The following is a 12,813-nucleotide window of genomic DNA, read 5'->3' as shown; positions in this document are numbered from 1 at the left end:
GCTGTGCGGTTTGGCCGCGCTTGGCGGGAGGTGCGGCGCGGATGAGGTGCTACGTGGACAGCGACAAGCATGAATTCCCGGTCGAGGACCAAGCGGGAGCCTGCTGCCCGGACCATGGTGTGACGTTGCTGTGGCGCGGTGATCCGATCACCCCTGCTGAGACAGCCAGAGGGGCGATCCTTCCCTTGGACGGGCTGTCGGCGGGCGCTGATGGGCCGTGCAGCGTTGTGTGCCGTAGTGGGCTGGTGACGGACCTGGCCGAGGTGCACGCTCTGTGCCGTCTGCCGGGGTGTGCCTGCCCGTGCCATGCGGTGATCACTGTTTTCGGGAAGCCGGACGGCCCTGATGTGACTGCCGGGCGGCCCTGTTGACCAGTCAGTTGTATCGATCAGAGGAGAGGGACGATGACCACTACACCGGTACTGGTTGAGGCCGGAAAGCATGGCGGGGCTCCGTCGGACAAGCCGTGGACTCCGCCGCAGGAGCCGAAGCCGTCGCCGGACGGCAGCCGCCCTCAGTGCTTCCCGCAGTCATGAGTACCGCACAGGAGGTTCCTACCTACCCGGACCTCCTGCGGGATCTCGCCGATCGCGGGTTGCTCACCGGTCGTTGGAGGCGGGTGTTCGACGCCGTGCCGCGCAGCCGGTTCGTCCCGGCCGATGTCTGGCGGCAGCTCCCTGACCGGTGTGAGCCGGTGGTGGGGGCGGATGCGTGGCTGGCGCTGGTGAACAGTGATGAGCCGGTGGTGACGCAGCTTGACGACGGGGCCGAGGGCGGGCCTGGTGTGGCGACGTCGTCGAATTCGATGCCGTCGATGGTGGCCCGGATGCTCGGGCTGCTCGACGTCGAGGACGGGCAGCGGGTGTTGGAGATCGGGACCGGGACCGGGTACGTGTCCGCGCTGCTCTGCGAGCGGCTTGGTGATGATCTGGTCCACAGCGTGGAGCTGGATCCGGTCGTGGCCCGGCAGGCGGCCGAGGCGTTGGCCCAGTCCGGATACCGGCCACACCTGCGCGTCGGGGACGGCGAGCAGCCCTGGCCCGGCCTGGGGCTGGTGGACCGGCTGATCGCCACGTGCGCGTTGCGGTACGTCCCGTACACGCTGCTCCGCCAGGTTCGGCCCGGCGGGATCGTCGTGGCCCCGCTGGCCCGCGAGTTCTGGTCGGGCGCACTCGTCCGGCTTCAGGTGCAGGCGGACGGCACCGCGTCCGGCCCGTTCTGCGGCGGGGCCACATACATGCCGATGCGCGCCCACCGCCTGCCCGACCTCCACGATGTCCGCGGGAAGGGGCGGGCCCGGGCAGCCGGCCTGGATCCCGCCCGGCTCCTCGACCTCGGGTTCGCCCTGTACGCCGGGGCTCGGCTGCCTGGCGTACGGCTCATCCACAAAGACACCGACGGAGGTGTTCAGGTGTGGGTGACCCGTGAGGACGGAGCCGCAGCCACGGCCGCCACCGGTGAGGACGTGTGGCAGTACGGGCCCGGGCTCCTGTGGGAGGAGATCGAGCAAGCCTGGTGGGAGTACGAAACGGCCGGGCGGCCCGACGCGGACCAGTTCGGGCTGACCGTCACCGACCGGGGGCAGCAGGTATGGCTCCGCGACCCGAGCGACGTCGTCGGGCCGGGCAGGGGACGGCCTGCGCGCCGGAGCGTCACACGATCCGGGGGACGACCTCGTCGCGCTTGGTCGACCAGTTCGTGACGATCGGCTTGTCCACCGTGGGGGAGTCGGGCAGCTCGACCTCGGCGGGGTTCGGGTCGTCCTCGGCCGTGGCGATGATGACGTGCTCGAACTGCTTGCCGCCTTCGCCCTCCGTGGTCTTGACGTTGATACCCGCGTATGCGACCGAGGTGCCGGACAGCTTGATGGGGTCCTCGCCGCCCTGGCCGACGGGCGAGGCCACGCCGTCGGCGCCCGAACCGAAGGAAACGCTGGGCGTGTTGATGTCCAGGTAGCAGGTGATGCCGGACTTCGCCTTCGCGGTGACGAGGTAGTGGCTGATCGGCTGGGCCTCCCAGGTGACCGTGAAGTCCAGGTCGTTGGTGCCACAGGACTGGCCGTAGCCGCTCTTGTCGCCGCTCGCGGAGTCGCCCTTGTCGCCCCCGGAAGGGGACTCGGTCCTGCCCTTGCCGTCGCCGTTGTCGCCGCTCTCCGTGCCCTTGGTGGGAGTGGGCGAGGATGTGTTCTCGGAGGGGGCCGCGGCACCCGTTTCCGACGGGTCCTCGGGGCCGCAGGCGGTGGTGGCGGCGAGGGCTGTCACGACGGCGGCGGCCAGGACGAGTCGGGTGGAACGGGTGGCGGGACGCGAGCGCATGGTGAACTCCAACGGCGGTCGACTGCGGTGCTCTGTGCTGACATCGACGACGTTAGGGTCGGCTCCATCCCTAAATGATCCTGCGTATGTCCAGGTTCTGTTTCAGCGAATCCGTTCCATAAAGGGGCGCATTTTTTTTGCGCCATATTCCTGGACTGTCGTTGTCAGTCGGCCGTGCAGGACTTCAGGCCTTCTGTCGCCCGTGCGTACTCCTCGGCGTGCGTGCGGGAGTCAGGTACGGCGAGCGCGGTCCGGAACTGCTCGCACGCCTCGTACGGGTGGCCCGCCTCGGCGTAGGTCTCACCCAGTCGGCAACGGATGTGCATCTCCGCCCAGTTGTAGTGCGGCTCGGCGAGCGGGTCGAGCAGTCCGTGCTGGGAGAGCGCATCGCGGTAACGGGAGATGGCGCCCGTCGTGTCACCTGCCGCGGCCTCTGCGGTGCCCAGCCGGGTCAGCGTCAGCGCGTACAACAGCGGGCTTCCGCTCTGCCCGGCAAGGGCGGAGGCGCGGTGGAGCAACTCGCCTGCCTCGCCGTGGTTTCCGAGGTCGATGTGGACATCCGCGATGCAGGCGAGGGTGCGGCTGAGCGTATGGGGCCGGCCTTCGCTCTCGACATGGGAGTAGGAGCGCCGGAAACAGTCCAGCGCCGCGTCGGGGTTCCCTCGGAGCTGGTTGGCCGTGCCGAGGAAGGACAGCGCCGTCGAGGCGAGCCACCTGTCACCGATCTTCTCCGACGAGTCGACCGACGTGGTGAGTTGAGCCATCGCCTCGTCGCCGCGGCCCGTGTTGAGATTGACGGCACCCAGGCCGGCCAGGGCGCGGGCCTCCTCGCGTCGGTCCCCGTTCGCCCGGCTGACCCGCAGCGCCTCGGTGAACCAGGCGTGGCCCTCGGCGTACCGCCCCTGATAGGAGTCGACCATGCCCATGCCGTTCCGCAGAGCCGGGTCCATCCGGCGTTCGGTGGCCCGGTCCGCGCAGGAGAGCGCGGCCTCCAGGGCGACGCGGCACTCGTGATAGCGGCCGCGCCGCAGGAAGTAGTCGCAGAGTGCTTCCGCGATCCAGCAGGCGTGGTCCGGCTCGCCCAGTGCCGCCGCCTGGACGACGACATCGGGCAGCTCACCGCCGACCGTGTCCAGCCAGTTCTCCGCCTCCCGCCAGTCCGTGAACGGCGATCCGAGGGACCGCGGCCCGGTGGGGAACCCGGAAGGCCCCCAGTCGCTGGCGAGGCGGCCCGCGTCCAGGTAGAGGCCGAGCGCGGCTGTGCGTGCCGTCGCCGCCTCCGTGGGCGCGGTCCGGGCGAGCCGCCGCGCGTGGACGCGGACCAGGTCGTGCAGGCGGTAGCGGCCCGGGCGGGTCTGGTGCAGCAGACTCGTGTCGACCAGGCTCTCCAGTGCTTCCTCCGCGTCGGCGGGCGAACACCCGAGCATGGCCGCCACCGTCAGAGGGTCGACCTCGACCGTGGGGGCGAGCCCCAGAGCGCGGAAGCCCCGGCGCAGCCGCTGCGGCAGCTGGTCGTACGAGAGGGTGAAAGCCGCTTCCACACTGCGCTCACCGGCGTTGAGTTCGCCCAGTCGGCCCTCGTCACCGGTCATCCGCTCCACCAGGTGCGCCAGCGTCCACGCGGGACGGGTCTGCAGACGTACTCCGGCGATCTGCAGCGCCAGCGGCAGGCCGTCACACAACCGGGTCAGCTCCCGGGTCGCTTCCGGCTCCTTGTCCGCGCGTGCCGCCCCGGCCAGCTGCCGGAGCAGGGACACCGCGTCGTCGGTTCCCAGGGGCTCCAGGCTGACCCTGCGGTCGACGTCGAGTTCCACCAGCCGCTGCCGGCTGGTGACCAGCACTCTGCTGCCCGGCCCGGCGGGAAGGAGCGGCGCGACGTCCCGGGCGCTCACGGCGTCATCGAGCACCAGGAGGAGCCGCAGGGAACTCGTCGCGGAACGCCACGCCGCGGTGAGCTCGTCGAGGTCGTTCGGCACCTCGCTGTCGGGTGCGCCCAGGGACCGCAGTAACCGTCGCAGGACGCGCTGAGGCGTCAGGCTCCGCCGGGACGTGCTGTGAGCCCGCAGGTCCACGTACAGGCAGCCGTCCGGATGGCCGGTGTGCAGGCGCTGGGCGGCGTGGACGACGAGCGTGGTCTTGCCGACGCCCGCGGGGCCGTCCACCGTGGCGATCGACACGGCGTCGGGCGGGGGCGGCGCGGTCAGCAGGCCGAGTTCCCGTGCACGTCCCGACAGCCGGCCGGTGACGCCCGGCAGGTCGTTCACCGCGCGCCGCGACCGGGCGGGCGGCGGTGGGACCGGACGCGCGGTCGGTGGTGCGGGCGGGCGGCCGAGGAGCCGGACGTCGTCGCGTCGGAGTACCGCTTCGTGGACGCGGCGGAGTTCCTCGCCCGGGTCGACGCCCAGCTCGTCGCGGAGGCGCGCACACACGGACGCGTACGCCTTGAGCGCCTCGCCCTGCCGTTCGACTCCGTACAGAGCACGCATCCGCAGGGCCACGAGCGATTCGTCGAGGGGGTCGGACGCGGTGAGCGCGGTCAGGTCGTCGAGCGCGTCACCGTGGCGTCCGAGCAGCACCAGGCACTCGGCGGTCTCCGCCCGCAGCATGCGTCGCCGGTCCGACAGCCGCTGCCGCTCACCCAGGGCGAACGGACCCGGCAGCCCGGCCAGCGGCTCACCCCGGAACAGGGCGCAGGCAGCGGTGAACCGGGCCAGGGCCGTTGTCAGGTCGCCCGCGGCTCTCGCCCGCCGTGCCGAATCTGCGTGGTCGTCCAACTCCGCCGTATCCAGCAGGACATCGTCGAGGGCGAAACGGTATCCGCCGCCGCTGCCGCGGATCACCGAACCGGCGGGCCCCGCCCCCTCCGGATCGAGTGCCTTGCGCAGCGGGTAGACGTAACTCGGCAGAACGCGCCGACCGGAGTTCGGCGGCTCCGTGCCCCACACCCTGTCGAGCAGTTGCTCATGGCTGACCGGCGTGCCCCCGGCCAGCACCAGGGCCGCCAGTACCGCCTGGCGCCGTACCGGACCGACATCCAGAGGTGTCGGGCCCCGCCAGGCCGCGACGGTCCCGAGGATCTCGACGCGCATCCGCTGAGGGGCTCCCGGCCACCGCGACGCCTCCGTTCCCACGCTCTCCCACCCCGCACATCATCGAAATTTCATCTGCATTGCAGCGTCCGGGTTCATGGTTGGCAAGCCCGAGACCGGCAGGGCAGGCCGGATCCGCACGGAGCGACAGACGTGCGGTCACGGTCGCCCCACCGGGCGACGGACGTTCGCACGACGACGGGGATGCACGGACATGCACGGAAACGCACGGGGGTGCGCGGGGGTGCACGGAGATGACAGGGACTGAACTGCATGGCTGAAACCAAGGGTGTTCTCCTGCCGGCCTATGTACTGGCCGACGAGTCGGGCTCGATGGCACCGTACGAGGAAGACCTGTCCCGTGGCGTGATCTCACTGTGCGAGGGGCTACGGGCGGAGCCGATGGTCGCGGCCAAGCTGTGCCTGGCCGTCTTGGGCTTCTCCGACGACGTGGAGGTACGGCTCGCCGTGGCCGACATGCGCCACGAGACCAGCCTGCCGAAGATCGAGATCCGGGGCCTGACCAACTACCACGCAGTTTTCGACGATCTGTTGGGGCGTATCCCGTCCGACATCCAGTGGCTGCGTGGTGAAGGCTACAAGGTGCATCGCCCGGTGGTGTTCTTCCTCAGTGACGGGCAGCCGACCGACGGGGGGTCCTGGCGGGAGCCGTACGGCCGGCTCGTCGACCGGGCGCGGACGCCGACGGCACCGAACATCGTGGCGTGCGGGATCGGGGACGCCGAAGCCCGCACCATGGTGGAGGTCGCGACGCGGCCGGAGTTCGCCTTCGTGGCCAAGCCCGGTACGGACATCGGGCAGGCGATCGCCGAGTTCTTCCACGCCCTGACCGCGAGTCTGGTCGCCTCGGGGAACGCACTGAACTCGGGCTCCCCGCAACTGGTGGTGAACCGCCCGGACCAGTTCAGCATGGCGATCGACGAGGTCGGCTAGTGGGTACGCACGCCCGTCGCGGCGGGGCCGGAACACCGGCTCCGCCCTCCGTCCCGCCCCCGCCCACCGTGTCTCCGCCTGTCGGGCCACCGTCGGTCACGGCGCCGCCGTCGCCCACCGGGCCACTGTCGGCGACCGCGAGCGCCGCGCCGTGGCAGCGGATCGACGTCGGCGTCGCGGGCCCCGAATTCGAGGCCCAGCCACCGGGGCAGTACGCCTTCGACTTCCCCGACACCGAATGCGACGGCTGGTCGACACCGTCCCTGTGCCTGCGCTTCGCCTCCGTACGCGGCGCGAAGCACCGCTACTACCGGCAGCCCCGCCAGGACGCGGCCCGAGCCGCCGTTCATGAGGCGACCGGCAGCATCGCGTTCGCCGTGGCGGACGGGGTGTCCAGCGCCGCACATGCGGAGTTCGGCGCCGTCGAGGCGTGCCGGGCCGCGGTGGAGCGGATGCTGCACCTGCTGTCGTCGAGCGCGGGTGAACTGGACTTCCGGGATGTGGTGCGGCACGCCGCCGAACGACTGCGGGAGCTTGCCGTGTGGCGCCTGGGCGGCCGAGAGCCCGATACGGATGAGGTGGCATCCCTGTACGCGACGACTTTGGTGGCTGGTGTGGTGTCCCCCGGTCCGGAGGGGGCGACGGTCGAGCTGTGCCGTGTCGGGGATTCGGCGGCCTGGTTGCTGGACCGGGCCGACGGTGCCTACCGGCCGCTGTTCCGTACCAAGACGGGCTCCGACACCGTGGTGGTGTCGAACGAGGTCATCCCGCTTCCTCACGTGCCCGATCCGGTCGAACAGGCCCGTGAGCGGCTGAACTTCGGGCAGCTGCTGCTGGTCGCCACTGATGGCTTCTCGGATCCGCTCGGCGACGGGGACGGGCAGGTCGGCGCTCTCTTCGCCCGCAGTCTGGCCCTGCCGGTGTCGCCGGTGTGGCTCGCCCACCTCCTCGACTTCTCCCGGGAGACCTTCGACGACGACCGCACCCTGCTGGTGATCCGGCCACGCACCGCAGAAGCGGCGCTGTGAGCCCCGCACCCGCGGCGGCCGTCGAATACAGCACGCTCGTTCTGGGCAACCAGCTCGGCCAGGGTGGCCAGGGCACGGTGTACCAGGTCACCAACAAGAAGATCAACAAGACGGCGAGCGGTGGCTGGGACGTCGCCTACAAGGAGTACTCCCCGCCCGTGCTGCCGGAGTTGGACGCCGGGGCACTGGCCGCACAGGTGGATCTGCCCGGCACGCTGAGTGCCGAGGACGGTGCATGGCTGTGCGACCACACGGCCTGGCCGGCGGCCGTCGTCCGGCGCAACGGCCGCCCGTGCGGGCTGCTCATGCGCCTGATCCCCGCACGTTTCCAGTTCACGTTCAAGAGCCTCACCGGCACCGGTACGGCGGTTCGCAAGCCGGCCAACCTGGAGTACCTGCTCAACCCGGACGCGTACGTCGCCGGAATCGGCCTCAGCGTCAGCGAACGCGACCGGGTCCTGCTCCTGGCCGATCTCGCCACCACCCTCGACCGGCTCCACGGCATGGGCATCGCCGTCGGCGATCTCTCCCCCAGGAACCTGCTGTTCACCACCGCCCCGGAGCCCGGGTGCTTCCTCATCGACTGCGACGCCATGCGCCTGCGGGGCGGCACCGCGCTGCCCCAGGCGGAGACGCCCGACTGGCAGCTCCCCGGCGGCGAGGAGAAGGCGACGTGCGCCGGCGACGTCTACAAGTTCGCCCTGCTCGCCGTCCGGCTCTTCGCCCGCGACCAGACCGCCACCGACCCGGTCGCGCTGAGCACGCTCGGCCCGCCGCTGGCCGACCTGGCGCGGGCGAGTCTGCACCGTGACCCCGCCCAGCGGCCCTCGCCCGCGACCTGGGCGGAGCAGCTGACCGCCGCGGCGCCCACGGCATCGGCCGCCCCCGTCGCTCCTGCCGTCCCGGCCGCGTCCACGACGGGCCGGCCCGGCAGGCCGGGACCACCGGGGAACCCGGCCCCGGCGGGACCCGTGAACATGCCTCCGGGCAAGGTCGCCGCCCTGGTCCTGGCCTTCGTGGTGGTGCTGGTCGTCGTCCTCGGAGCGCTCGCGGAAAGCAGCGACGGTCCGTCGACCACGAGCTCCAGGTCCTCCGCGCAGCCGGGTGTCTCCGCCTCACCCTCCGACGGTTGGAGCGACGAACCGTACGAGCCACCCAGCGACGATCCGCTCGCACCGGAGGAGACGGAGGAGCAGAAGGAGTCCGAGGAGCCTGAGAGCCCGTCGGCCTCGCCCGACCCCGTGGCGGACGCCGAGGTGGGCTCCTGCTTCTACGACGAAGGCACGGACACCACCGTGGATCTGCGCGAGGCCGAGTGCGCGACCGGGGCCTTCGAAGTCGTGGACCTCCACCACGGCACCACGGACCTCGACAGCTGCGATGACGTCGAGAACAGCGACCGGAGCATCTCGTCGCCCCGTAACGACCTGGTGATGTGCCTGAGCTTCCTCAGCGCGGACGGCGACGCCTACCACGCGGTCCAGGGGGACTGCGTCTACGGCAGGAAAGCCGGAGCCTGGGACACACAGGCGTGCGAGACGGGCAACTTCAAGGTCCTCGCCGTCTACAACGGGAGCGACACGTCGAAGTGCGACGACTGGCCGCGCTACAACTACTGGAAGAAGATCGACGGTCCCCCCGACGCCGACCGCGACGTCCTTCTGTGCCTGTCGATGAACTACCCCGACGACATCGGCTACGCGGAGATGGACCAGTGCCTCCTCCAACGGGGCAGCGGTGACAGCACGACGCACACCAACACCGGCTCGTGCAGTACCTCCAACATCGTCGTCTCGGGGCGCACCCCGCACTACGGAGCCGCCGCCTTCTGCCGCGACAACGGGTGGACGACCTGGCAGAACCCCAGTTTTCCGGACCTCGCATACACCGTCTGCTTCCGATGGAAGTGACACAGGTGAAAGGAGCTTCTGTGGACGACCGCCATGGACGGACGAGCCGGGGCGGCGCGAACTCGGACCACGCGAGTTCGGGTGGCGCGAGCCTTCCGACCTGGCTGGAGACGCCGCGCGCCGTGCCGCCGCCTCTGAGCCGGCCCGCCGAACCACCCGCGCCCGCCGGCCCTTCGGCGCCCGCCGGGTCTTCCGCGCCCGCGCCCGCACCTGCACCTGCGCTTGCGCCCGCGCCGAGTCGGTCGCAGGGCGGCCGGGCGACGCCGAAGGGCGGAGCGAATGCCACCTGGGCCACCCGGCCGGCCATCCGCCCGGCGGCTCGTCCTGTGGCGGCACCGCCTCCGCCTCCGTACCCGCCACTCGCCGGGCGGACGGTGGTGGGCAGACGTCGCAGCAAGGTCTTCCTGACCCTGGCGACGGGACTCGTCGCCCTGGCGGTCGTGCTGACGGGAGCCTTCTGGCCGGACGGTTCCGGAGGTTCCGACGAGGCGGGCGGCAACGGCGACAGGTCGCGCGAAGGAGCACGGGCCGCCGCGGCCGCCCGGGGCGCGTCCGCCGCCCGGACACTGGACAGCCTGCCGGGCGTGCGGCTGTCGATGGTGTACGCACCGGGGCGCGGCAACCCCGTCACCCGGGCCGAACTGACCGTCACCGCCGAGGGCATGGCGACAGGGACCCTCGACGCACCGGTGACCGGCAGGGCCGCGATGGCCTGGTCCGGTGACCAGCTGTATCTGAAGGGCGACACGGACTTCTGGGCGCAGCAGGGCCCGCACTACGGGAGAGACGTGTCGAGCAGCGGTCACTGGGTGGCCCCGGAGAAGCGTGACGGCTACTACATGCTCAGCAGCTTCGGCGTGAACGCGGGCTCCCTGAACCCGAAGTCGCTGGCAGCGCTGGTGCGGCAGGTCACCGCCGATCCGGCCGTGGTCCAGGAGGCCGCGGGGAGCTTTCAGGGGCGTAAGGCGGTGGCCTACACCGCGCGGGGACGCACCGTGACTCTCGCTGACGACGCGCCGCACCCGCTCGTCGCCTTCGAGGTCAACCCCGCCGACGCCGACCCGATCGAGACCGCCTCCTGGCGCTCCCCGTCGAGCAGCCGGGGAATACGTACGGCCGGGCTGGTGGTAACAGGGACCGGCCGGGCCCCGTCCGATGACGATCGGTTCTACAACCCGTCCGTCGTCGCGCGGCCGGAACCCGTTACGGACGAGGAGGCGACCGCGGTCCGGGCGACAGCCGCCGAAGCGGAGGCCGCGGCCGTGCCGCCCCTGACATCCGCGCAGAAGGTGAGGGAATCCCAGGGACCGGTCTTCACCATCACGAACAACGACGCCTATCTGTGTACGACGAAGCCGTGCTCGTACTCCTTCACGGTGACGAACGACGGCAACAAGCCCGGGGACGCCACCCTGCATGTGAGCTTTCCCGGCATCCCTGACCGAGCCCATCCCCTGGGCACACTGAGCCCCGGGGAGTCCAGGGACGTCAGCGGCACGCGCCCCAACATCGCCGGTCCGGGACAGACCGTGAGACACACGGACTACGCCTGGGTGTACTCGACCGCGGTGTACGGTCCCGACCCCAAGGTCGCCCAGCGGCTGCACGCACGGTCCCTGGAGCCGGACGACGTCTTCGTCGCCACCCCGTTGCAGCCTCGTGTCGCCACGCTCCTGGACCTCATGACGAAGGGCGCGCCCAAGGACGACAAGAGCACCAACGACGCAGCGGTCGAAGTCCTGCGTGACGTCAATTCCCGAGGACATCTGCCCTGGGTGATGACCCTGGCCGCCTCGGGACGCCTTCAGAATCCCGAGGACCTGGCCAAGAACCTCGCCACCACGGACCAGACCGGTGATGCCCGAGTGCTTCAGCAGGTCGCGCACATCATGAAGGCCGACCCGACGGCACGCGTCTGGTACGACGGGGGCTACGAGTCCGACGACGGCGAGACCTACAAGGCCGACTACATCTTCATCAGCGACCGGGGCGGCCAGGAGACCAGGCGCGCCGCGCAGGTGAAGACCGTGGAGTCGTGGCAGCGGCTGTGGAAACGGTTGGGCGATGCCGTCGAACAGCTCAACGGTGAGCACAAGAAGGGCAAGGCGCAGAAGGGGAAGCGACTGCCCGAGAAGGCTCCGCCCGGCTTCGAACGGGTTGCCCAGATCAACCTGGAGCAGTCCGTGGGCGAGGGCTACGGGTACAGCAGGGCTCGACTGGAGCAGTTCCTCAGGTCCAAGAAGTACGCGCAGGCGCGGCACAAGTTCTGCAAGGAGAACGGCGAACTCGGCATCGAACGCCTGGTGATCGTCAACGCGACCGGTACCCACCAATGGACCGACCTGAGCGCGCTCGATGTCCCCTGCCGAAAGGCCGAGCGGTGACCCCCTCCGGGCCACCCCCGCGCCTCGCCGGTCACCGCCCGCGCGACCGGCGACCGCTCCCGCGACTCCACTCATGCGCCGCCACCACCAGGCACACCGCCACCAGGACCACGTTCTTGACGACGTACTGCCCCTCCATGGTCGGCGCGGGTGAGTGGGGTTGCCACATCGCGTCCGGGAGGAGGAAGAGGGTCGAGAACACGCCGCCCATGTGCAGGAAGAACGCGACCAGGGCGGGGCGCAGCAGGCGGCGGCCGGCGATCAGGCCGATGCCGATGGCTGTTTCGAGCGCTGCGAGGGAGAGCAGCAGGACGGTCTCGGGGACGAGACCCAGGGTCATCTTCGTGGCCGCGTCCACGGCCAACTGCTCGGCCGGGCTGGCCGAGGGGAACAGCTTCAGGACGCCGAAGCCGACGAAGACGATGCCGACCGTCGCCCTCAGCAGGGTGAGGGCGTGGACGTCCACCAGCTCGGCGAGGCGTCGAAGGAATCGGAAGCCGGGAGGGCGGTGGGTCCGGTCCAGCTCTCGTTTCCCCACTAGGGATTCAGGGTTTCCGCTGGTCGGGGGCAGGCTCGGTTCTACGGTGTGGCTGCTCATGTGCGATCTCCCGTGATGTCTGTGGGGGTGGGAAAACGTGCATGGGTGGACCCGCGCGGCTCGTCGGGCACCTGGGGCGACGGGGGGATTCGTGGATGGTGCGGGGCGGTGCGCGCCTGGAGGTGGGGGCGGGGGCGAGGGCTGAGCCGGTACGTGATCGACGTGGCCGGATCGCCCTCACTGCTTGGTCTAGACCATACGGACGAGGGCTGGGCGGCCGTCAAGGGGCGTGTCCTGCGGTGCCCGGCGCGAGGGATGCATTCGCGCCATGTTGCTCCAGGCGATGGAAGCGGTTGCCCGCTCGGTCGCCGTGCGAGGGTCCGGGCATGCCCTTCACCGGGCCCGGCGGGGTTTCCCGTCGATCACCGGGCGGGATCGGCTGTCCGGTCGCTCCGGCGCCGCGCCGCTCGTCGCGACCGCCGCTCATGGGTCCGCCTCGCAACTCCGGACTTTCATCCGGCCGAAAGCCGCTAGGCCGAATCCGGGACGAATCGGGAGCCGCGCGGGGGAGAGAGCGGAGGGAGAGAGCAGGGGC

At 70.8% G+C, this 12,813-nt stretch carries 8 protein-coding genes; 5 read left to right on the top strand and 3 right to left on the bottom strand.

The genetic code is table 11. The features are described from left to right. Positions 1-532: 532 nt before the first annotated feature. On the top strand, positions 533-1,702 hold the full coding sequence (locus tag IE140_RS06015) for a methyltransferase domain-containing protein (protein ID WP_150197166.1): 1,170 nt from the start codon (positions 533-535) through the stop codon (positions 1,700-1,702). Here IE140_RS06015 and IE140_RS06010 read toward each other — a convergent pair. Further along, positions 1,653-2,315, bottom strand: coding sequence for a DUF4232 domain-containing protein (locus IE140_RS06010; protein ID WP_167533561.1), 663 nt, complete (start codon positions 2,313-2,315; stop codon positions 1,653-1,655). The two genes, IE140_RS06015 and IE140_RS06010, sit on opposite strands and share 50 nt — an antisense overlap. A gap of 164 nt (positions 2,316-2,479) precedes the next feature. After that, on the bottom strand, positions 2,480-5,404 hold the full coding sequence (locus IE140_RS06005; protein ID WP_167533562.1) for an AfsR/SARP family transcriptional regulator: 2,925 nt from the start codon (positions 5,402-5,404) through the stop codon (positions 2,480-2,482). A gap of 273 nt (positions 5,405-5,677) precedes the next feature. Here IE140_RS06005 and IE140_RS06000 point away from each other — a divergent pair, with 273 nt between their 5' ends. The 4 genes from IE140_RS06000 (at position 5,678) to IE140_RS05985 (ending at position 11,680) form a co-directional block, all read left to right on the top strand. Beyond that, positions 5,678-6,358, top strand: coding sequence for a vWA domain-containing protein (locus IE140_RS06000; RefSeq protein ID WP_150197170.1), 681 nt, complete (start codon positions 5,678-5,680; stop codon positions 6,356-6,358). A 68-nt stretch (positions 6,359-6,426) separates the two neighbouring features. Beyond that, positions 6,427-7,386: a protein phosphatase 2C domain-containing protein gene (locus IE140_RS05995; protein ID WP_150197172.1), complete on the top strand. Its 960-nt coding sequence runs from the start codon at positions 6,427-6,429 to the stop codon at positions 7,384-7,386. Continuing rightward, entirely contained in the window at positions 7,383-9,296 is a 1,914-nt protein-coding gene (locus tag IE140_RS05990) for an LppU/SCO3897 family protein (protein ID WP_150197174.1), read from the top strand. Before IE140_RS05995 ends, IE140_RS05990 begins: the two co-directional genes overlap by 4 nt. Positions 9,297-9,673: 377 nt before the next feature. Then, positions 9,674-11,680 (top strand): hypothetical protein, encoded by a 2,007-nt coding sequence (locus tag IE140_RS05985; RefSeq protein ID WP_167533563.1) that lies wholly within the window; start codon positions 9,674-9,676, stop codon positions 11,678-11,680. 31 nt (positions 11,681-11,711) lie between these two features. Here the strand turns inward: IE140_RS05985 and IE140_RS05980 are convergent, their stop codons facing one another. Continuing rightward, a complete protein-coding gene (locus IE140_RS05980; protein ID WP_189460126.1) occupies positions 11,712-12,278 on the bottom strand; it encodes a DoxX family protein in 567 nt (188 codons plus the stop codon). Positions 12,279-12,813: the final 535 nt, after the last annotated feature.

It is taken from the genome of Streptomyces parvus (assembly GCF_014648875.1).
Taxonomy (GTDB): Bacteria; Actinomycetota; Actinomycetes; order Streptomycetales; family Streptomycetaceae; genus Streptomyces; species Streptomyces parvus.
This window is presented reverse-complemented; position numbering and strand designations above follow the sequence as displayed.

Bases quoted from the DNA above. Each gene is read 5' to 3' on its own strand.
- IE140_RS06015 (WP_150197166.1), top strand. From the start codon at position 533: ATGAGTACCGCACAGGAGGTTCCTACCTACCCGGACCTCCTGCGGGAT.
- IE140_RS06010 (WP_167533561.1), bottom strand. From the start codon at position 2,315: ATGCGCTCGCGTCCCGCCACCCGTTCCACCCGACTCGTCCTGGCCGCC.
- IE140_RS06000 (WP_150197170.1), top strand. From the start codon at position 5,678: ATGGCTGAAACCAAGGGTGTTCTCCTGCCGGCCTATGTACTGGCCGAC.
- IE140_RS05980 (WP_189460126.1), bottom strand. From the start codon at position 12,278: ATGAGCAGCCACACCGTAGAACCGAGCCTGCCCCCGACCAGCGGAAAC.
- IE140_RS06005 (WP_167533562.1), bottom strand. From the start codon at position 5,404: ATGCGCGTCGAGATCCTCGGGACCGTCGCGGCCTGGCGGGGCCCGACA.